20 protein-coding genes are annotated in these 18,260 nt (G+C 63.5%); 3 read left to right on the top strand and 17 right to left on the bottom strand.

Annotation, left to right across the window (positions count from 1 at the left end; genetic code table 11):
- Positions 1-184 precede the first annotated feature (184 nt).
- From SIN04_RS15580 to SIN04_RS15540, 9 genes are all read right to left on the bottom strand, one after another.
- Positions 185-1,723 (bottom strand): ammonium transporter, encoded by a 1,539-nt coding sequence (locus SIN04_RS15580; protein WP_134490631.1) that lies wholly within the window; start codon positions 1,721-1,723, stop codon positions 185-187.
- A gap of 31 nt (positions 1,724-1,754) precedes the next feature.
- Positions 1,755-2,093: a P-II family nitrogen regulator gene (locus SIN04_RS15575; protein ID WP_134490629.1), complete on the bottom strand. Its 339-nt coding sequence runs from the start codon at positions 2,091-2,093 to the stop codon at positions 1,755-1,757.
- A gap of 479 nt (positions 2,094-2,572) precedes the next feature.
- The gene (gene tesB, locus SIN04_RS15570) at positions 2,573-3,451 is read right to left on the bottom strand and encodes an acyl-CoA thioesterase II (RefSeq protein ID WP_134490627.1); all 879 of its coding nucleotides are present in this window, start codon (positions 3,449-3,451) and stop codon (positions 2,573-2,575) included.
- 76 nt (positions 3,452-3,527) lie between these two features.
- Positions 3,528-4,202, bottom strand: a complete 675-nt coding sequence (locus SIN04_RS15565) for an isoprenylcysteine carboxylmethyltransferase family protein (protein WP_341264046.1) — start codon at positions 4,200-4,202, stop codon at positions 3,528-3,530.
- A gap of 48 nt (positions 4,203-4,250) precedes the next feature.
- Positions 4,251-5,339, bottom strand: coding sequence for a choloylglycine hydrolase family protein (locus SIN04_RS15560; protein WP_341264045.1), 1,089 nt, complete (start codon positions 5,337-5,339; stop codon positions 4,251-4,253).
- Positions 5,340-5,600: 261 nt separating this feature from the next.
- Positions 5,601-5,816 (bottom strand): Trm112 family protein, encoded by a 216-nt coding sequence (locus SIN04_RS15555; protein ID WP_134490621.1) that lies wholly within the window; start codon positions 5,814-5,816, stop codon positions 5,601-5,603.
- A gap of 11 nt (positions 5,817-5,827) precedes the next feature.
- Positions 5,828-6,481 carry an LON peptidase substrate-binding domain-containing protein gene (locus SIN04_RS15550; RefSeq protein WP_134492583.1) on the bottom strand — a complete coding sequence of 218 codons (654 nt, stop codon included), beginning with the start codon at positions 6,479-6,481 and terminating at the stop codon, positions 5,828-5,830.
- A 117-nt stretch (positions 6,482-6,598) separates the two neighbouring features.
- Positions 6,599-7,258: an alpha/beta hydrolase gene (locus SIN04_RS15545; RefSeq protein WP_341264044.1), complete on the bottom strand. Its 660-nt coding sequence runs from the start codon at positions 7,256-7,258 to the stop codon at positions 6,599-6,601.
- A gap of 67 nt (positions 7,259-7,325) precedes the next feature.
- Complete coding sequence (locus SIN04_RS15540; RefSeq protein WP_134490619.1) at positions 7,326-8,246, bottom strand: thioredoxin family protein; 921 nt, start codon at positions 8,244-8,246, stop codon at positions 7,326-7,328.
- A 219-nt stretch (positions 8,247-8,465) separates the two neighbouring features.
- Between SIN04_RS15540 and SIN04_RS15535 the strand changes: the two genes are divergently transcribed.
- Positions 8,466-9,428 (top strand): metallophosphoesterase, encoded by a 963-nt coding sequence (locus SIN04_RS15535; protein ID WP_244605835.1) that lies wholly within the window; start codon positions 8,466-8,468, stop codon positions 9,426-9,428.
- A 24-nt stretch (positions 9,429-9,452) separates the two neighbouring features.
- Here SIN04_RS15535 and SIN04_RS15530 read toward each other — a convergent pair whose 3' ends face one another.
- The 4 genes from SIN04_RS15530 to rplM all read right to left on the bottom strand — a co-directional run bounded on the left by SIN04_RS15530 (position 9,453) and on the right by rplM (position 12,123).
- Positions 9,453-9,941, bottom strand: a complete 489-nt coding sequence (locus tag SIN04_RS15530; protein WP_134490617.1) for a CDP-archaeol synthase — start codon at positions 9,939-9,941, stop codon at positions 9,453-9,455.
- Positions 9,942-10,112: 171 nt separating this feature from the next.
- Entirely contained in the window at positions 10,113-11,027 is a 915-nt protein-coding gene (gene argC, locus SIN04_RS15525; RefSeq protein WP_134490615.1) for an N-acetyl-gamma-glutamyl-phosphate reductase, read from the bottom strand.
- 143 nt (positions 11,028-11,170) lie between these two features.
- Complete coding sequence (gene rpsI / locus SIN04_RS15520; RefSeq protein WP_134490613.1) at positions 11,171-11,650, bottom strand: 30S ribosomal protein S9; 480 nt, start codon at positions 11,648-11,650, stop codon at positions 11,171-11,173.
- Positions 11,651-11,652: 2 nt separating this feature from the next.
- Positions 11,653-12,123 (bottom strand): 50S ribosomal protein L13, encoded by a 471-nt coding sequence (gene rplM / locus SIN04_RS15515; RefSeq protein WP_134490611.1) that lies wholly within the window; start codon positions 12,121-12,123, stop codon positions 11,653-11,655.
- Between the two features lie 257 nt (positions 12,124-12,380).
- Here rplM and SIN04_RS15510 point away from each other — a divergent pair, with 257 nt between their 5' ends.
- Positions 12,381-12,842 (top strand): CoA-binding protein, encoded by a 462-nt coding sequence (locus tag SIN04_RS15510; RefSeq protein WP_341264043.1) that lies wholly within the window; start codon positions 12,381-12,383, stop codon positions 12,840-12,842.
- Here SIN04_RS15510 and SIN04_RS15505 read toward each other — a convergent pair whose 3' ends face one another.
- Positions 12,843-13,922: a COX15/CtaA family protein gene (locus SIN04_RS15505; RefSeq protein ID WP_134490609.1), complete on the bottom strand. Its 1,080-nt coding sequence runs from the start codon at positions 13,920-13,922 to the stop codon at positions 12,843-12,845.
- 314 nt (positions 13,923-14,236) lie between these two features.
- Between SIN04_RS15505 and SIN04_RS15500 the strand changes: the two genes are divergently transcribed.
- A complete protein-coding gene (locus SIN04_RS15500; protein WP_134490607.1) occupies positions 14,237-14,446 on the top strand; it encodes a DUF2842 domain-containing protein in 210 nt (69 codons plus the stop codon).
- Positions 14,447-14,452: 6 nt separating this feature from the next.
- On the opposite strand, the gene SIN04_RS15495 is transcribed toward SIN04_RS15500, so the two are convergent.
- The 3 genes from SIN04_RS15495 to SIN04_RS15485 form a co-directional block, all read right to left on the bottom strand.
- Complete coding sequence (locus SIN04_RS15495; protein ID WP_134490605.1) at positions 14,453-15,910, bottom strand: hypothetical protein; 1,458 nt, start codon at positions 15,908-15,910, stop codon at positions 14,453-14,455.
- Between the two features lie 160 nt (positions 15,911-16,070).
- Complete coding sequence (locus tag SIN04_RS15490; protein WP_244605834.1) at positions 16,071-17,036, bottom strand: bifunctional 5,10-methylenetetrahydrofolate dehydrogenase/5,10-methenyltetrahydrofolate cyclohydrolase; 966 nt, start codon at positions 17,034-17,036, stop codon at positions 16,071-16,073.
- A gap of 275 nt (positions 17,037-17,311) precedes the next feature.
- Positions 17,312-18,190 carry an aldose 1-epimerase family protein gene (locus SIN04_RS15485; protein WP_341264042.1) on the bottom strand — a complete coding sequence of 293 codons (879 nt, stop codon included), beginning with the start codon at positions 18,188-18,190 and terminating at the stop codon, positions 17,312-17,314.
- Positions 18,191-18,260 lie beyond the last annotated feature (70 nt).

Below are 18,260 nucleotides of genomic sequence, written 5' to 3'. Positions count from 1 at the left end.
TGTAACGCATTCAGCGCGCCAAGACAAAGCCGCCGCTCGCGCCGGAGCATGACCCCAAAGAGTCGCGGAGTTTTAGAACAAGGCGATGCGGGGAAACGGAGCGCCATGCTGCAAAAGCAGATCCGCCGGACCCTTCGGCCCGGCGGATGATTTTTGAAAACGCGGCGTGAGCGCTTCCGCGATTTTACGGATTGTAGGCGCGTTCGCCGTGCGAGGTGATGTCGAGACCTTCGAGTTCGGCGTCTTTCTTGACCCGGAGCCCGATCACGAGATCGACGAGCTTGTAGAGGATGAACGAGCCGACGCCCGACCAGAGCAAAGTGAAGCCCACCGCCTTCAGCTGGATGATCAGCTGCGCCACCATGTCGTAATCGCCGGGCGAACCCGTGCCGGGCACTTTGATGTAGTCGGTGAGGCCGACGCCGCCGAGAGCCGGGGCCACCAGAATGCCGGTCGAGATCGCGCCGACGATGCCGCCGACGCAATGGACGCCGAAGACATCGAGCGAGTCGTCATAGCCGAACCACTTCTTCACATAATCGACAAAGAAGAAGCAGATGGCGCCGACGGCGAGGCCGAGGACGATCGATCCCATCGGGCCTGCGTATCCGGACGCCGGGGTCACGGCGACGAGGCCGGCGACCGCGCCGGAGATCATGCCGAGCAGCGACGGCTTGCCTTTAAGCGCCCACTCGACGAGCATCCACGACAGCGTCGCGGCCGAGGTGGCGACAAAGGTGTTGACGAAGGCGAGCGCCGTCGTGCCGTTCGACTCGAGGTTCGAGCCCGCGTTGAAGCCGAACCAGCCGACCCACAGAAGGGAGGCGCCGATCATCGACATGGTGACCGAGTGGGGCGGACCGACTTCGCGCGGGAAGCCGATGCGCTTGCCCATCACGAGACAGCCGACGAAGCCGGCGATGCCCGCATTGATATGCACGACGGTGCCGCCCGCGAAATCAAGCGCGCCGAGCTGGAAGAAATATCCGGCGTTGGCCTGCACCGCCTCGAGCGCGGATTGCGCGGCGGCCTTAGAGGCGTCGTCCTTCGCCGCTGCGAGGGCTTTGGCGGCGTCGCCGAGGGCGTCCGGGCCGGCCCAATACCAGACCGCATGGGCGATCGGGAAATAGATGAAGGTCACCCAGAGGGCGATGAACACGATCAACGCGGAAAATTTGATGCGCTCGGCGAAAGAGCCGATGATCAAGGCCGGGGTGATGCAGGCGAAGGTCATCTGAAACGCCATATAGACATATTCAGGAATGACGACGCCATTGGAGAAGGTCGCGACCGTCGACGACGGATCGACCCCTTTCAGGAACGCTCTGCTGAAGCCGCCGATGAATGCGTTCCAATCCGTGCCGAGGATTGGGAACGCGGCATGCGATCCTTCGGTGAAGGCGAGCGAATAGCCGTAGACGACCCAGATGATCGACACGAGCGCGACGATCGCGAACACTTGCGAGAGCACCGCGGCCATATTTTTGGAGCGCACCAGGCCGCCGTAGAAAAGCGCAAGGCCGGGGATAGACATCATCAGAACGAGGGCGGTGGAAACGAGCATCCAGGCCGTGTCGCCCTTGTTCGGAATCGGCGCCGGGGCGGCGGCCGCCGCCGCGGGCGCGGCGTCCTGCGCGAAAGCGAGGCCCGCCGCGGCGCACGCGATGAGCAGCCCGAGGCCTATCGATCGGGCTCGTATCGGTGGAGGAAACGCAAATTTCATTATGTACTCCTGCGAGTCTTGAAAAGAAGGGTCAAAGAGCGTCGAGGTCGCGTTCGCCGGTGCGGATGCGAACGGCCTGGTCGAGCCCGCTGACGAAGATTTTGCCGTCTCCGATTTGGCCGGTTCGCGCTGCTGCGCCGATCGCCTCGATCGTCGCGTTGACGAGATCTGGCGGGATCGCGACCTCGACTTTCAGTTTGGGCAAGAAACTGACCGCGTATTCCGCCCCACGATAGATTTCCGTGTGGCCTTTCTGGCGTCCGTAGCCTTTGACCTCAGTCACTGTCATCCCGTGCACGCCGAGGTTTGTCAGCGCGTCACGGACCTCGTCCAACTTGAACGGCTTTATGATCGCAACAACCATTTTCATGTGGATTTTCCTGTTTGCGTCTACCTGAGAGCCGTAGATTTGTCCGTGAGTCGGCCCGCCGCTAAACAGCAGGGCGCGTCAGACGCGCCCATGCTTGCGTGGTGCTTAGCAAGCGTTGGGCCTCCCGACAGCCGGCCCTGCATTTTTTGCGCGAAAAGCTGCGATTTGTCATGTTTCAGCTGGCCGCCGTGGCGGCGATTGCTCGTCACGGAGGCCTGGCGATGGGATGGGACGCCAAATTTTCAAGGGGTTTCGAAGCCGACGACGCTGGATTTGAGAATTCTCGCATTCCAATCAGGCATAGCGCCTAATAATTAGGCAGCCACCGGCTCCTGTGCGGGAGAGGCCGCCGGATTGAAAATTTCTCTGATTTTCACGAATTTTGATCTGGAATGATGCATCCCGCCGCCACGGACGCGCCCGCCCGGGCCGTTTTGGCGGAAATGGCGCAAAATTCCGAATAAACACCTCCGCCGACCTCAGCCGTCGGAGCGCCGGCGACGGATCAAGCCTTCTTGCATGACGGAAGCGACCAGCCGGCCTTCGCGGGAGAAAAAAAGTCCGCGCGTCAGCCCCCGGGCGCCGCTCGAATTCGGGCTGTCCTGCGCATAGAGCAGCCATTCGTCGGCGCGAAAGGGCCGGTGAAACCACAAAGCGTGATCGAGGCTCGCCACCTGGAGCCGAGGGTCGAACACATAATATCCGTGACCGATGAGCGCCGTGTCGAGCAGGGTCATGTCGGAGAGATAGGCGAGAACGGCGCGATGAATGGCGGGGTCATCGGGCAGCGGTCCTGCCGCGCGCAGCCAGACGTCCTGGACAGGGGCGCCGGGCTCGTGCCGCACGTAGCGCGAGGGATCGACGGGACGGGCCTCGATCGCCCGGTCGCTGGCGAACCAGCGCTTGATGGGTTCGGGCATGACCGAGCCGAACTTTTCGATCAGTTCCGCTTCGCTCGGAAGCGTTTCCGGCATTGGCGCGTTCGGCATCGCGACCGCGTGTTCAAAGCCCTCCTCCTCGGTCTGGAAGGAGGCCGAGAGGGAGAAAATCGCGCGCCCGTGCTGGATTGCGTTGCAGCGCCGCGTTGTGAAGCTCTTGCCGTCGCGCAGCCGATCGACCTCGTAGACGATCGGCGCCTGCGGATCGCCGGCCAACAGGAAATAGCCATGCAACGAATGCGGCGTCCGGCCGGAGACAGTGCGGGACGCGGCGACAAGGGCTTGCGCGACGACGAGCCCGCCAAACACGCGCTGCCAGCCGATCTGCGGGCTGCGGCCGCGAAAAATGTTCTCTTCGATCTTTTCGAGATCGAGCATCGTCAAAAGTTCGGCGACGGCGGTAGGCGCGGACTGCGGCATGGCGGGACCCATTCCAAGTGGACGCCATGACCTGCAGGGTTCGGGCGAACCCGTCAAGTCAGCGGATGGGCACAAGTCACCAGACGCGGGGGAGCAACCTGTAACGAACGCGCCGCGCATAGTCCGCATAGCCTTCGAGGCGACAATGAAGCTCGCGGTCTTCGAGGAGCGTGCGGAGAATCAGCAGGGCGCCGAGCGCGAGCGCCCCTGCGAGCCCGAACCACGAGCCGAGCAGTAAGGCGGTCGATGCGAAGAAAAGCAGAGCGCCGGCGTAGAGCGGATGCCGGATGACCGCGTAGGGGCCGCTCGAGACGACTGTCTGGCCGCGCTCTGTTTGAATGCGCACGACATTCGCCAGGAAGGCGTTGGCGGCGAAGGTCGCGTATGAAATCCAAAAGGAGACGGCGAGCCCGGCCGCGCCGATCCATTGCAGCCAGACCGGCATGATGGACCAGCCAAACCGCGCCGCGTCGAGACCCATCAGGATCAGCCAGGCGATAAAAAGCACGATGAAACTCGCCATGATGACCTTGTCCCAGAGCGGTTGGCCGCTCTGGATCGGGGGCCGCAGGCGCTCTTCAAGAAGAGCTGGATCATCGCGGGCGAGCATGCGCGTGATCAGCGCCGCGCCTGCGACGAGGATAATCAGGAAAGCCCAGGCCGCGGGCCAGGCGAAGGTTCCCGCGGCCCCGAACAGGAGCGCCCCGAGAATCAAAAATTCCGCGGCGACCGCAATACAGACTTTCTTCATCGAACGACCGGCGCGCGCCGGCTCCCGCGTTGAGACCGGGATCAAAGTCTATTGCAAATCCTTCGAGACGTCCTCGACCGGTTGTTTCGATTCCATCGTGATGGTTTTGATCTTGCCGCCCGCGGCGGCAATCGCCGTGGCGAGATCGACGCTGCGGATCGACTGGTCGGCAAAAGTCCTGAAATACCATTTGAGGTTCTTGAGGTCGGCGACGCTGGTCCAGAGCGTATATTCCGGCAGGACGCTATTCCCGTTTTTTTCGCGGACGGAGCCGACGGGAATGTCAAAGGCGTTGAGGAGATGAAAGGCCTGGAGCACCGCGTCTGGTCCGGTGGCCGATTGCGGAGCCGACTGCGAAAACACCACCGCGCGCACCATCCGCGAGGGGGGCGTATAATCGCCCGGCAGGCCATGAAGCCCCGTGCCTTCGCCGAACTGAGCGAATTTGATGTCGGACAATTCGACCGGCGGGACATTCGTCACGCTGAGATTGATGTAATTGCGCAGATTGGTCATGTGCCAATCGAACGTCGGCGAGTTGGTGAGGACGCCGAGCGGATTGTCGTGGATCACGAGCTTGCCGTCGATCGGCTCGATCACCACGGAATTGCCGTTACGGTCATGGACGACGAAATGGACCGGCGGCGCCTGTTTGATGGCGTCGAGAACGACGGGAAGCAGCGCTACTTTGTCGAAATTGGCCTTGACCTCTTCGACCGACGCGAAATTGCCGAGCAGCCAGTTGCCATATTCGAAAGGCGCCATGCCGCGTGCAATCGTCTCGGGGCTGGCCTCGGGATAGGACGCGTAGCCGGGGAAGTAGAACAGGCCGACGTAAAGCCCCTGGTCGTTGATGCCATCGATGATATCCGGCAGGCCGACGGCATTGGCGCCGAGCATGCCATATCTGGTCGTGTAGCTGAGGCCTTTTGCGCCGTCCGGGGTCGATCCGGTGATCTGAGTTCCTTTAGGAATGACGACGACATTCGATTGAAGATCGAAACCGAATTCCAATGTGCGCCCCGGAACGACAGCGCCGTCCGCTGCGACGAGGCGCAGGCCGGTGCACGCGGACGCCGGCGGCGCGAGAGCAATCATCGCCGCCAAGGCGGCGGCAGCCCATCGACGGATCATCATTCCCCCCTTTCCATTCCGGCGCGCAAGACGCCGGTTCGCTACGCGCAGACCTTTGCGCCAAGTTGATTTGAACGTCGGCGGGAAAGATAGATGATGATCTGAAACAAATTGGAAATTGTTTTTCGACATTCGACAATGGCGAGGCGGACAGGCGCCTTCAATCAGAAAGGCCTGGAGCCTTGGCGCATCGAAATAACGCCGCCGCCCTGGGCCTTTCCGCCGGTCTCGCGATCGCCGACGGCTCACCGGGACGGGCGGCGGTCAATCCTGTAGCGGACGCGCCTCCTCCGGCAGCATGATCGGGATTCCGTCGCGGATCGGATAGGCGAGCTTCGCCGCCCGCGAAATCAATTCCTGGTTCTGCGCATCATATTCGAGCGTCGTCTTGGTGCGCGGACAGACGAGAATTTCGAGGAGGCGCGGATCAATGCGCGAGGGCTCGGGCGCAGGGGTCGGCTTACTGGCTTTATCGGTCATCAAGGGGCCTTCTACTGCAGGGTCGTCTGAGGGTTCTTACCGCGCGACAGCTCAATTTCGGTGATCGCCACGAGCACATCGGCGCGGCCTTTGAGGTCCTTTGCTTCGAGCAGGGCCTGTTTTTCCTTGGGGCCGAACGGGCTCATCATGGACAGCGCATTGACGAGCGCCTCATTCGGCGCCTCGTGGATACTGTCCCAGTCGAGCTGTAGATCATTGGTCTCGGCAAAGCTGCGCAAGGTGCGCAAGAGGCCGTCGCGATCAACGAGATCCTCTCCGGCGGAGGGGCTGAAATCAACGGCGAAAGGCGTGAAATCGGCGCGGCACTGGCGATAGGGCGTGACTGCGTCGATCTCTTCGATCACCCTGAACCGCGCTATGCCGGTCAGGGTCAGAAGATATCGTCCATCGCCCGTCTCGGCCAATTGGGTGATGCGTCCTATGCAGCCGACCGGAAACAGCCCGCGCGCGGAGGCGTCGGGGTCCGGCTGGATCATGCCGACCATGCGATGGCTCTTCAGCACATCGTCGACCATCGCGAGGTAGCGCGGCTCATAGATGTTCAGCGGCAACTGCCCGCGCGGCAGAAGCAGGGCCTTGGCGAGCGGAAAGATCGGAAAGGAAACGGGCAACTCGCCGGGGGCATAGGCTTGGTTCATCCCCATGTGCAGATCCTCGACCTCGACAGCCTCTTGCATCTCGAGACATCCCCGCCCGCGGCGCTCGATCGGCCATTATACATTGATCGGAAAGAAAAACTATGCTCCGGCCAGCCTGTGGCGTCAGATCGCGAGAAGGATTCGGGCGATTTCGTCCGGATGGGTGATCATCGCTTCATGGGGAGCGCGAAGCTCGATCCAGCGCCAGCCCGGCCATGAGCGCACGAGCGCGCGCGAGCCCTCGATGGTCGCATAGGACGGCTCGGAGCAGTGAACATAGGTGCGCGGAAGGCCATTGCCGACCGGGTTCCGCAGGGTCAGCGCGCTGGTATAGGTTCGCATCGGATGCGGCGTCAGACGCCGCAGAACCCAATCATAATCGGCGCTTCCCGGCCGAAGGCCGATGGACTGAGGCAGCGCCAGCGGCGCGGGGGCGGCAAGGCCGCCGTTGGCGCGCTCCGCGGCCTCGATGCGCGCTTGCGCCTCCGCCGCAGGATAGGTCGAAAAGACGCTTTTGCCGCTTTCGGGCACGATGGCGTCGAGATAGACGAGATGACCGATCGCCTCGGGAATGCGGTCGGCGACGCCGGAGATCGGAACGCCGCCAAAACTATGGCCGACGAGCACGACGTCGCGCAGCTCTTCGCTCACGATCAGCTGAACGAGATCCTCGACGAAGGTTTCGATGTCAATCCGCGGGCCAAGGAGATGGGCGCGATCGCCCATTCCGGTAAAGCTCGGCGCATAAACGCTGTGGCCAAGCGCGCGCAGCGGCTCGGCCACCCGCCGCCATGCCACGACCCATGCGCCAGAATGAAGGTTTTGCGCTCGCCCAGCGATCCGGCTCAGATCAGGAGAAGAGCACGATAGACAGTTTCTTGCGGGCGCCGATCGTCGCCGGCTCGGCCGGGCCCCAGGCCTCGAAGAATTGCAGCAATTGCTTGCGGGCGGCGTCCTCGTTCCAGGCGCGATCGTTCTTGATGATGTCGAGCAGCGCGCCCGCTGCTTCCTCGCGGCGGTCCTGCGCATTCAGCCCGATGGCGTAGTCGAAGCGCGCCTGATGATCGTTCGGATCAATCTCGATCTTTCGCTTCAGCTCGGCGAGATCGCCGATCGAGCCCGCCTGCTCGGCGAGGTCGAGGGCGGCCTTCGCCGCGATGACGCCGGCGTGCTTCTCGGCGCCGGCCGGCGCCGTGGCGAGAAGCTGTTTTGCCGCCTCCAGATCGCCAGCTTGAATGTAAAGCTTGGCAAGGCCAGCGAGCGCTTCGAAATCGGCCGGGTTTTCGGCCAATAAGGCGGCGTAGACCTCACCCGCGCCAATGGCGTCGCCTTCGGCCAGCAGCGCCTCGGCCTCGGCGATGAGGTCTGCGGCCCCGCCGATCGGACCGACGAGACGCTCAATGAAGCCGCGCACTTCGGATTCCGGCAAGGCGCCGAGGAAGCCGTCGGCGGGCTGGGAGCGTTCGAAGGCGATGACCGCCGGGATGGAGCGAACGCCGAGCCGCCCCGCGATCTCCGGATGTTCGTCGATATTCATCTTGACCAGCTTGACCTTGCCGCCGGCCGCCTGCACGACTTTTTCCAGAATGGGCGCCAGTTGTTTGCAGGGCTCGCACCAGGGCGCCCAGAAATCGACTAGAACCGGCTGGCGCGCGGATTCGGCGAGGACGTCTGCGCCAAATGTCGCCGTCGTCGTGTCCTTGACAAGAGCGCCGCCCGCGGCTCCATTCGGCTTGGCTTGTTCCGCGCCGAGGCCGTATAATCCCGCCATGTCCCGCTCTCCTTCGGCGCCGTTCGCGCTCACTTGATTGGCTTTGCCAAAATGGAGCTTCGGCGGCAAAATCGCAACCCTTGCCCTGGTTGATTGCGATGATCCGAACGCCGCCCATTGAAGCAAAGCGCCCTCGCGGCGGCGCGATTTAACTGCCGAGTCCGTTCCTTGCTGCAAGCTTCCTCTCCGCGCCTTAAGTCCAGCCCCGAAGGAATCGCCGTGCAACCTCTGGACGTCGCCTCAGATGAGGCCGCTCACCGCCTTGAGCAGCGCCTCGGCAAGATCCACACGCGCCAGCGCATCGGCATCGAGGAGGCTCATGAGGCTCAGGTCTTCGGCCAGGGCCTGAATTTTTTCCATATCGAGAACTGGTATTCGGTGCATGCGATGATGCGCCTCGCGCTGCGCCTCGCGGGCCTTTACGGACGCGGCCAGCGCAACGCCGCGAAGGTCGAATTACGGCGCAACGCGATCGTCTCCGAGCGGCTGCCGCCGGCGTTCGAGGGCTTCACGGTGCTGCATCTCAGCGACCTCCATGTCGAAATGAGCGGCCCGGCGATGGTGCGGGTGGCCGAACTCGTCGCGGACCTTGAATATGACATTTGCGTCATGACGGGCGATTTCCGCGCGGGCACCTGCGGCTCCTTCGCCGCCGCGCTTGAGGGCGTCGCGCCGATCTGCGCCGCTCTCAAAGGGCCGGTCTATGGCGTGCTCGGCAATCATGACACCATCAAAATGACGCCGGGTCTCGAAGACATGGGCGTCGTCATGCTGCTCAACGAATCGGTTCGCATCGAGCGGGGCGGCCAGTCGATCCATCTCGCGGGAATTGACGACGCGCATTTCTTCCGCGTCGACAATATCGAAAAAGCGGCGGCAGATATTCCGTTCGACGAATTTTCAATTCTGCTCTCGCATACGCCCGAAATCTACCGCCAGGCGGCGCACGCCGGCTTCAACATGATCTTGTCCGGCCACACCCACGGCGGCCAGATCTGCCTGCCGGGGGCGATCCCGATCACGCTCGATTCAACCCTGCCGCGCGCATTCGGCGCGGGCGCGTGGAAATATCTGGAAATGGCGGGCTATACCTCGGTCGGGGCAGGATCGAGCGTGCTTCCGGTGCGCTTGAACTGTCCGCCCGAGATCACGCTTCACCGACTCCAGCGCGTCACTGATTGACCTTGAGGGATCGTTACGGCGGGGTCAGTAAGGGTGCTCGCGGATCTTGAGGCTGAACAGGGCGCGGGAAATCAAGAGTTCACCGATCCAGAACACGAGCGTCGCGAGAAGCACGTCCGAGACGGTCAGGCCAAGCGCGCTCATGCAGGCCACCAGCGGAAACAGGCATTCCGGCCCCTGATCGAGGCCCGGCGCCATGCTGTGCGGCGGCAGGCCGAGACGCCGCTTGATAAAGCTCGAGAGAAGGTCGCCGGCCATGGCGGCGGCGCCGGCCAGCGCTCCGACCTGCCAGCTCAATCCGAGCAGCAGCGCCGTCAGCGAGGCCGCGATGAGACTGGCGATGACGCCCCGGATGGTCTTGGCCGAACCGAACAAAGGGCCGCCGTCGGAAAAACGGGCGCCGAAATCCAGCGCAAACGCGCCCCGCTCGCGAAACATCCAATGGGCCAGAACCGGCGCGCCATTGGCGGCGAAAACGAGGATCAGTCCCTGAACGATCGGCAGAAGATGCATGGCGGTTCTTCACCTGCGCGGCCGACCCCGGGCGCGGTTCGGTTTCAACTTGTCCCGTTAAACGCCAGGGCGGCCCGCTTCGTTCCGCGCTTTACATTGCGGCAATTTCACACCCAGGCGCAAATCATCCGCTTCGTCAGTGATTTTGGCGCGACGTTCCGGCGCGGCGCGCTACCGCTCCAGCATCAGTTCGAGATTTTGCAGAGCCGCGCCCGAGGCGCCCTTGCCGAGATTGTCGAGCTTTGCGACGAGAATCGCCTGACGGCGCGCCTCGTTGGCGAAGACGCGCAGCTCAAGATCATTGGCGCCGTTCAGCGATTCCGGCTCGATTTTGCCGGAAGGGTCGGCCGGCGCGAGTGTGACGAAGCGGGAGCCGGCGTAATGGGCCGAAAGCGCGCCCTCAAGATCGACGCCTTTGGGCTTTTGCGGCAGGTCGTCGAGAAAAAGCGGTATGGAAACGAGCATCCCTTGCGCGAAATTGCCGACCGAAGGCGCGAGGATGGGGCGGCGCGAAAGACCCGCGTAATGCTGGATCTCGGGCACATGCTTATGCTCCAGGCCAAGGGCATAGAGCTCGAAGGCGGGCGCGGCGCCGCTCTCATAATCGGCGATCATGCTCTTGCCGCCGCCCGAATAGCCGGAGACCGCATTGATGGCGATCGCCCAGTCCACCGGAATGAGGCCGGCGTCGACGAGCGGACGCAAAAGCGCGATCGCGCCGGTCGCATAGCATCCGGGATTTGCGACGAATTGCGCCTTGGCGATGGCCTCCGTCTGGCCAGGAGCGAGTTCGGGAAAGCCATAGATCCAGCCCTTGGCGACCCGGTGGGCGGTCGAGGCGTCGAGAACGCGCGGCGCCTTTTCGCGCAAAGTCTCGACGAGAGCGACGGTCTCGCGCGCGGCGTCGTCCGGCAGGCACAAAATCACCACATCGACGGTCGCCAGAAGCTCTTTCTTGGCGGCGGGGTCCTTGCGCTTTTCGGGCGGAAGGCCCGCAATCTCAATGCCCGGCTCATTGGCGAGGCGCGCCTTGATGCCAAGCCCGGTGGTTCCGGCTTCGCCGTCGATAAAGACTTTTCCGCGCATGATCGTCGCCCGAAAGGTGAAGTTGCGGCCTAAAATCCTCCGATCATGCCGCGCTTTTATGAAGGCGGATCGGAGAATCGCCGTTTGCTGACAAAAAAGGCGGCCAACGGCCGCCTTGATCGTCAACGTCCAACCGTAAATGGTTAACGTTTTGAGAACTGGAAGCTGCGGCGGGCTTTTTTCTTGCCGTATTTCTTGCGCTCCACGACGCGCGAATCGCGGGTGAGAAAGCCCTCTTTTTTCAAGGCGCCGCGCAGGTCAGGCTCGAAAGCGACGAGCGCCTTGGAGAGACCGTGACGCACCGCGCCGGCCTGACCGGAAAGGCCGCCGCCAGCGACGGTAACGGTCAAATCATACTGGTCGACGCGCTTTGCGACGCCAAGCGGCTGCTGCAGGATCATGCGCAGCACGGGGCGGGCGAAGTAAACCTCGATCGGACGGCCATTGACGATGACCTTGCCGGTGCCGGGCTTGATCCAGACGCGGGCGACGGCGTCCTTGCGCTTGCCGGTGGCGTAGGCGCGTCCCTGCGCGTCGAGCTTTTGCACGTAACGCGGCGCTTCCTCGGGTGGGGCGGCGGTGGCGCTCTTCAGATCCTGAAGCGAAGACAGAGTCTCGGCCATAATCAGACAATCCTCGAATTCTTACGGTTGAGACTGGCGACGTCGAGCGTGACCGGCTGCTGCGCGGCGTGCGGATGATCCGCGCCCTTATACACTCTGAGGTTGCCGAGCTGCTTGCGCCCGAGCGGCCCGCGGGGCAGCATGCGCTCGACGGCCTTTTCCACGACGCGCTCCGGGAAGCGTCCATCGAGGATGAACTTCGCCGTCCGCTCCTTGATGCCGCCCGGATAGCCGGTGTGGTGATAATAGACCTTCTGGTCGCGCTTGCGGCCGGTGAAAACCACCTTCTCGGCGTTGATGACAATGATATTGTCGCCATCGTCCATGTGAGGCGTGAAGGTCGCCTTGTGCTTTCCGCGCAGGCGAAGCGCCACCAGCGTCGCGAGCCGGCCGACGACGAGGCCATTGGCGTCGATCAGCACCCATTTCTTGTCGATGTCCGCCGGTTTGGCGGAATAGGTCTTGCCGAACATCGTTTGAAATCCATGCGTAAAATCCGCACGGCGTTCTGCTCGGGCGGTCGATGGCTTGCCTTTTATGGCGCGGACGCCCGCCAGTCAAGCGTTTGCAACGAGCAAGACGAAAGAAATGCCTCAGCAATCAATCGTTTGTCATGAGAGGTAATATAATACCGCAATTGGCTGCTTCGGATCAAATTTTCCTCGGCCGCGCCTTGACGATCGCAGGCGATCGGCGTTTGCCTCAGAACGCCGCCGGAGGATCGCTCGACATGACACGCGCTTACGACACAGATTACACCGATGATTTTCTCCGCGCGGTTTTGCGCAAGGTCAAGACGGTCGCCGTCGTCGGCGCTTCCGCGAACCCCGAGCGGCCTTCGTATGAGGTCGCGGCTTTTCTGATGTCGCGCGGCTATCGCGTGACCGGGGTCAACCCCGGTCTTGCCGGACAAACGATCCTAGGGGCGCCTTTTGTGGCCAGCCTCAAGGATCTGCCCGAGCCTGTCGACATGATCGACATTTTCCGCAACTCCGCGGCGGCGGGGGGCGTTGTCCAAGAGGTTCTGCCGCTGGATTGGCGCCCGCTAGTGATCTGGATGCAGCTTGGCGTGCGCAATGAGCCAGCCGCCGCGCTGGCGAAAGCGCAAGGAATCGAAGTTATCATGAACCGCTGTCCGAAGATCGAATACAGCCGTCTGGGACTCGACCGGACCGGCGCGGAGGCCGACTAGCTAGCGAGCCTGCGCCAGAGCCTGCGCATGGGCGACCGCCATGCCGAGAACGATCATCGCGAATGCCTGGTGCAGCAGGCCGGCCCAGAGCGGCACGACAAGCACGAGCGTCGTAATTCCAATCAGGGCTTGGGCCGCGACGAGGCCCGCAAGCGCGTTGGCGCGCCGGCTCGCGCCTCCAGCCCCCGCGCTTCTGCGTGTGAGAAGCGCCTGGGCGAGCGCAAAGGCCAGCACCGCATAGGCGACCATGCGATGCTGGAACTGCACCGTCAGAAGATTATCAACGAAATTGCGCCAGACCGGCCGCAGCAGCGTCAACTGGTCGAGCGGGGGAATGAACCGTCCATCGATCAGCGGCCATGTATTATAGGCGCGGCCGGCGCGTAATCCCGCGACGAGGGCCCCAAGGCCGATCTGCGCCAGCACGGCGACGATGAAGATATTGGCCCAAACGCCGAGAGCGCGCGGCGGCGCGGGGACCGCGGCTCTCTTCTCGCGCAGCGAGGCGGCGAGCCAGACCAGAACCGCGAACGTCAGCGACGCCAGCATGAGATGGATGGCGAGGCGCTCCTGCGCGACCTCGACGCGGCCGGTAAGGCCGGACTTCACCATCCACCAGCCGACGAACCCCTGCAGGGCGCCGAGCGCCAGCACGCCGATAAGCTTTGGCTTCAGCGCGGCCGGGAGCTGTCCTCTCGCCCAGAAAAAGATCAGCGGCAGAAGGGTGGCGAGGCCGATCAGGCGCCCGAGCAGCCGGTGGCTCCACTCCCAAAAGAAGATGAACTTGAAGCCGCCGAGATCCATGTCTGGAAAGACGGCGGAATATTGCGGAATGTGTTTGTAATTCTCAAATTCGGCCCGCCAGTCCGCCTCGCTGAGGGGCGGAATGACGCCGGTCAGAGGCTTCCATTCCGTAATCGAAAGGCCGGATTCCGTCAGCCGCGTCGCGCCGCCGACGACGACCATCAGGAACACCAAGGCCGCGAGCGTCCAGAGCCAGACGGCGACGGCTGGTCCCGCGCGCTGAACCCTGACATCGAAGGCCGTCGGCGCCGGCAGCGGATCATAAACCCAAGTCATGCCAGTCCTTTCGCGCATGCCGGCACGTCATGCCCTTTGGCGATTGCATGCATTTTCCGAAAACTCCGCATCTTTCCGCCCCGACGCTCTGGAGCGATTTCTGATCGATCGAATGAAGACATTCGATCGATCAGAAATCGCTCCAGATTCAAAAGCTTGAGCATATTCTCGTCGATCAGTTCAAACCGATCTGATCGGAATATGCTCTAGAAGCTTCGCCGCAGATCATCTAAAGCTGTCCGCCGGCATAAAGCCCCCGGCGCACGAAGTCCATGCGCGCCAGCGCGCATCCCGGCGCAGACATGGAGACACACATGCGCATGCGAACCCGCAAATTCATCGGCGCGCTGGTGATGACGGGATTTGTGGTGGTTTACGCGCTGATCGCCATGGCGCTGGCGCAGGCGCGTCCGGTGCAGGAAGCGCCCCCGGCGCTTCAGATCGTTTTCTACGCGGTGCTCGGCATGGCGTGGGTGCTGCCCCTGATGCCGCTCATCAGATGGATGCAGAAGCCGGATATTTGACCGGCTTCATGCCGCGTCCTGGCCGATGCTCCGCTCGACGGGGGCAATGGCGCCGATAACGAGAATGCTGCGCGCGCCTGCCTCGCGCAGCTCGGCCTCAGCTCTCGCGATGGCGCAATCATGCGCCTCCGGCGCGGCTTCCAGCACAAGAAAATCGGCGTCCGCGGCGAGCGTCTTCGCCATGTCGTTGGCCTCCAGCGGCGGCGTCCGCAGCCAGATGAAGTCATAGGTGCGCGCCAGGGCGTCGATGACGTTGGAAAGCTCGGAAATATCAATCGGACTGGCGCCGCCTGCCGGGACGAAATGGAGCCGCGAGCGGGGATCGCGCCGGATCACCGCGGAAAATGAGGCGCCGCCGGCGAGCAGGTCGCTCAGCCCCGGCCCGTCGCATGCTGGAAGAGCGTCGGCGTCATCGGCCTCGGCGGCGTCGAGACTGACGGCAATCGAGCGCCCTTCGCTTCCCAAAAGCCGCGCGAGGGCCAGCATGATGTCCGGCGCGGGGTAGGCCGGCGACAGCTTCGCGCCGACGATGCGAAGGCCTTTTGAGGGCCGTCGCGCGGCCAGAATGTGGGCGGCGATCTCATCGAACGCCGCTGCGTTTTCAGCTTCGGCGCGTCGCGACGCCGCGCTCCGGCCTCCTCCGGGCAGCGGAAATTCCGGGAGCTTTTTGAGACGAACAAAAAAGGGGAAGTCGCCGACCGCGCGCGGGAGCGCCATCGGCTCTTCGCCCGAAGGCGGCCGCGGCGCTCGCCTGAATGCGCCAAAGCCGAATGCCGCGAGGGCCGCGGCGCCTGCTCCGATCGCGAAGATCAGGTGACTGCCCGGAAGCAAGGGCCTGCGCGGGACGACGGCGGGTGAAATGACGCTCCCCGTGATCCCCGGCTCGCCGGCCTCGCGAGGCTCCGCGACGGCGCGCATCTCGAGATAAAGGCTCGCTATGCGGTTGGCCGCGCTGGCGGCGAAGGCGCGGTCACGCGAGCGAAAAGCGATTGTGACAAGCCGCTGCGCCTCGGAGGCCCTGACGCTGAGCCGATCTTCGTAGGATTGCAGGATGCGCTCGTCCTGACTGACGCGCGCCGGATCGCTCATCAGTCCGAGGGAAATGAGCGCGCGGGCGATCGGCCCAACGCCTCTGGCCAGAGGATCGAATTCGGTCCGGGCGTCGATGCGCAGCTCTTTGATGGCGCGCCGGCCAAGATCGCGCGAGGCGATAAGCCGGGCCTCGCCGATGAGAGAGTCGGCGTCATTTGCGGATTGCGCCGGGGCGTTGACCGGGGCCGCGATATATAGCTCAGTCTCGGCGCGATATTGCAGGGGCGTCAGAGCGAGGAACAGGCCGGCGGCGAACGGCGCCGCCAGAGCCGCCGCGACCAGCGCCTTTTTGCGCGCCGCGACGGCCTCGCGAAAAAGGTCGAGCCTGTGGGGACGGTCAACGTCCGGCTCTTCCCAATCCAGCCAATGCATCGGTCCGCTCCAGAAGCCGCAACGCGTCAATATGAGACGCCGTTATGGTTTCGGAGTGGTTAACGACACAACTAAATCGGGAGCCGACGCAGAGTCGGCTGTGGAACGCCCCATCGCCTGGCGAAGGTCCAAAGCCTTACGCCCGCTTGATCCGCTTGGGTCAGTGCGCCGCCTTGAGCCCTGCGATCTGGATCGCAGCTTTCAGCGTATTGCTCATTAGCATGGCGATGGTCATGGGTCCGACGCCACCCGGCACCGGCGTGATCGCCGCGGCGCGATCGAGGCACTCGGCGAAAGCGACGTCGCCGACGAGCCGCGTCTTCGCCGGGGCGGAGGGATCATGGCTTGGGACCGAAATGCGATTGATGCCGACGTCGATGACGATCGCTCCCGGCTTGATCCAGTCGCCGCGAATCATCTCCGGCCGTCCCACGGCGGCGATGAGGACGTCCGCGCGGCCGACGACGGCCGGCAGATCGCGCGTGCGCGAATGGGCGATGGTCACGGTCGCGTTGCGGCCAAGCAGCAGCTGCGCGATCGGCTTGCCGACGAGATTCGAGCGGCCGACAACCACGGCTTCGGCGCCTTCCAGCTTGACGCCGAGCGCGGCGGCGGCCTTTTCAAGCAAAATCATGCTGCCAGCCGGCGTACAAGGCACCAGCGCGCGGGAAAGATTGCCGATCGCGAGCAGGCCGGAATTGATTGGATGCAGGCCGTCGACGTCTTTTTCAGGAGCGATCGACTCAATGATCCGCGTAGCGTCGGCGCCGCCCGGCAGCGGCAGCTGCAACAGGATGCCGTGGATTGCCGGATCGGCGTTGAGCTGCCGGATCAATGCGATGATCTCAGCCTCGCTGGCGGTGGCGGGAAGATCATGCTGCACGGAATGAAAGCCGACAGCCTTCGCGGCCTTGCCTTTGGCGCCGACATAGACCTGACTTGCGGGGTCTGCTCCGACGAGGATCACGGCGAGGCCAGCCTTCAGCCCCTGCCCCGCCAGTCCGCGCACTTTCTCGGCGATCTCGGCGAGAACTTCCTCCGAACCACGCTTTCCGTCGATCAGAAGGGCCTTGCCGCTCGATGGGCGCAGGACGCCGCTTTCGGTCGGCGTGGGTGCAGCGGACATCATATTCCTCCAGTTACGGCTTCGGCCGGGGTACGGCCTTGCCATGTTCTTGTGTCAAAATTCTGCGCCGCCGCCAAGCGCGCCCGCGAAGGGGGCTCTTGGCAGGCTCGTGCGACAGCGACGGGTATAAGTGGAAGCGAAAATAATAATGGTCGAGCGACTTCGATACAAAAATAATTTTGCGGGCCGCCAAGATAAATTTGGCGGCAGGTTCGTTGCCGGCGCGCGTAAACGCAGGTAGCGGCCGTTCGCCCACGCGGGGTGCTGGCGGCGGGTCAGCCGGACGGGGGCGCAATAAAGGAATAGCGCGCGACGTGATGGGCGACGGCGCCCGGCGCCAATATGCGCATGGATGGCTTTTCAAAGAGATCGCCTTGAAAATCCTCAGGATCGCCGTGCCCCGTCCAGGATTCGATCGCCAGAAAAGAGGCGCCGGCTTTCGACCACAGGGCGAAATGATTGAAATTCGACATTTCAATCGCGATCGCCGCGCCGTCCTTATGCTCAAAGCGGAGACCGCGGCTGCGCGCATTGAGAAAACAGAGCGCCTCTTCGGCGAAAAGCTCCGGCTTCAGCGCGAGCCCGCGCCCGTTTAGCGGCACACGCCGCCGGGCCGCCTGAAAGAGCCCCTGCCGGGAGATTCCGGGCGTGAGCGGATCTTCCTGCGCCGCGAAGGAGATCTGATAGTCTTTTGGCTCGCCGCCGGCGAATGGCCAGCGAAATCCAGGGTGCAGGCCGCAGGCATAGGGCATCGGGCCTTCGCCCCGGTTTTTGACGGTAAGGGTCGTCGTCAGGCTGTCCTTTGCGAGGCGATAGCCGACGCACAGCCAGAACGCGAAGGGATAAAGCCTCAAGCTTTCCGCGCTGCTCGAAAGAGTGAGGCGCACGCGATCGGGAGTGATGACGCCCGGCGAAAATGTCATGCTTCTGGCGAAACCATGAAGACCGAGGGAATAGGTTTGTCCGAATACGCGCGCCTGTCCGCCGCGCGTCCAGCCGACGAGCGGAAAAAGGATCGGCGCCGTCCCGTCCCAGAAGGTCTGGTCCTTGTCCCAGAGCAGAGGCGTCCCGCCGACGCTCCAGCGCAGCAGCTCAGCGCCGTGCAAGGCGAGCGAGGCGCGCGCCGGCCCCGAGGCGAGTTCGATCACATCCATGCGGCTTTGAGGCTCCGTTCGCCCGGCGCGGCTGATTCGAAGCGTCCGGAGCGAGGGCGACAAGACGCAA

Origin of the sequence: Methylocella tundrae (assembly GCF_038024855.1) — a bacterium.
Lineage (GTDB): Bacteria > Pseudomonadota > Alphaproteobacteria > Rhizobiales > Beijerinckiaceae > Methylocapsa > Methylocapsa tundrae.
This window is presented reverse-complemented; position numbering and strand designations above follow the sequence as displayed.

What these genes read in the sequence shown, in the direction of transcription:
- SIN04_RS15580 (WP_134490631.1), bottom strand. Translation starts at nt 1,723, where the DNA reads ATGAAATTTGCGTTTCCTCCACCGATACGAGCCCGATCGATAGGCCTC.
- SIN04_RS15575 (WP_134490629.1), bottom strand. Translation starts at nt 2,093, where the DNA reads ATGAAAATGGTTGTTGCGATCATAAAGCCGTTCAAGTTGGACGAGGTC.
- tesB (WP_134490627.1), bottom strand. Translation starts at nt 3,451, where the DNA reads ATGCCGCAGTCCGCGCCTACCGCCGTCGCCGAACTTTTGACGATGCTC.
- SIN04_RS15565 (WP_341264046.1), bottom strand. Translation starts at nt 4,202, where the DNA reads ATGAAGAAAGTCTGTATTGCGGTCGCCGCGGAATTTTTGATTCTCGGG.
- SIN04_RS15560 (WP_341264045.1), bottom strand. Translation starts at nt 5,339, where the DNA reads ATGATGATCCGTCGATGGGCTGCCGCCGCCTTGGCGGCGATGATTGCT.
- SIN04_RS15555 (WP_134490621.1), bottom strand. Translation starts at nt 5,816, where the DNA reads ATGACCGATAAAGCCAGTAAGCCGACCCCTGCGCCCGAGCCCTCGCGC.
- SIN04_RS15550 (WP_134492583.1), bottom strand. Translation starts at nt 6,481, where the DNA reads ATGGGGATGAACCAAGCCTATGCCCCCGGCGAGTTGCCCGTTTCCTTT.
- SIN04_RS15540 (WP_134490619.1), bottom strand. Translation starts at nt 8,246, where the DNA reads ATGGCGGGATTATACGGCCTCGGCGCGGAACAAGCCAAGCCGAATGGA.
- SIN04_RS15530 (WP_134490617.1), bottom strand. Translation starts at nt 9,941, where the DNA reads ATGCATCTTCTGCCGATCGTTCAGGGACTGATCCTCGTTTTCGCCGCC.
- argC (WP_134490615.1), bottom strand. Translation starts at nt 11,027, where the DNA reads ATGCGCGGAAAAGTCTTTATCGACGGCGAAGCCGGAACCACCGGGCTT.
- rpsI (WP_134490613.1), bottom strand. Translation starts at nt 11,650, where the DNA reads ATGGCCGAGACTCTGTCTTCGCTTCAGGATCTGAAGAGCGCCACCGCC.
- rplM (WP_134490611.1), bottom strand. Translation starts at nt 12,123, where the DNA reads ATGTTCGGCAAGACCTATTCCGCCAAACCGGCGGACATCGACAAGAAA.
- SIN04_RS15510 (WP_341264043.1), top strand. Translation starts at nt 12,381, where the DNA reads ATGACACGCGCTTACGACACAGATTACACCGATGATTTTCTCCGCGCG.
- SIN04_RS15505 (WP_134490609.1), bottom strand. Translation starts at nt 13,922, where the DNA reads ATGACTTGGGTTTATGATCCGCTGCCGGCGCCGACGGCCTTCGATGTC.
- SIN04_RS15500 (WP_134490607.1), top strand. Translation starts at nt 14,237, where the DNA reads ATGCGCATGCGAACCCGCAAATTCATCGGCGCGCTGGTGATGACGGGA.
- SIN04_RS15495 (WP_134490605.1), bottom strand. Translation starts at nt 15,910, where the DNA reads ATGCATTGGCTGGATTGGGAAGAGCCGGACGTTGACCGTCCCCACAGG.
- SIN04_RS15490 (WP_244605834.1), bottom strand. Translation starts at nt 17,036, where the DNA reads ATGTCCGCTGCACCCACGCCGACCGAAAGCGGCGTCCTGCGCCCATCG.
- SIN04_RS15485 (WP_341264042.1), bottom strand. Translation starts at nt 18,190, where the DNA reads ATGGATGTGATCGAACTCGCCTCGGGGCCGGCGCGCGCCTCGCTCGCC.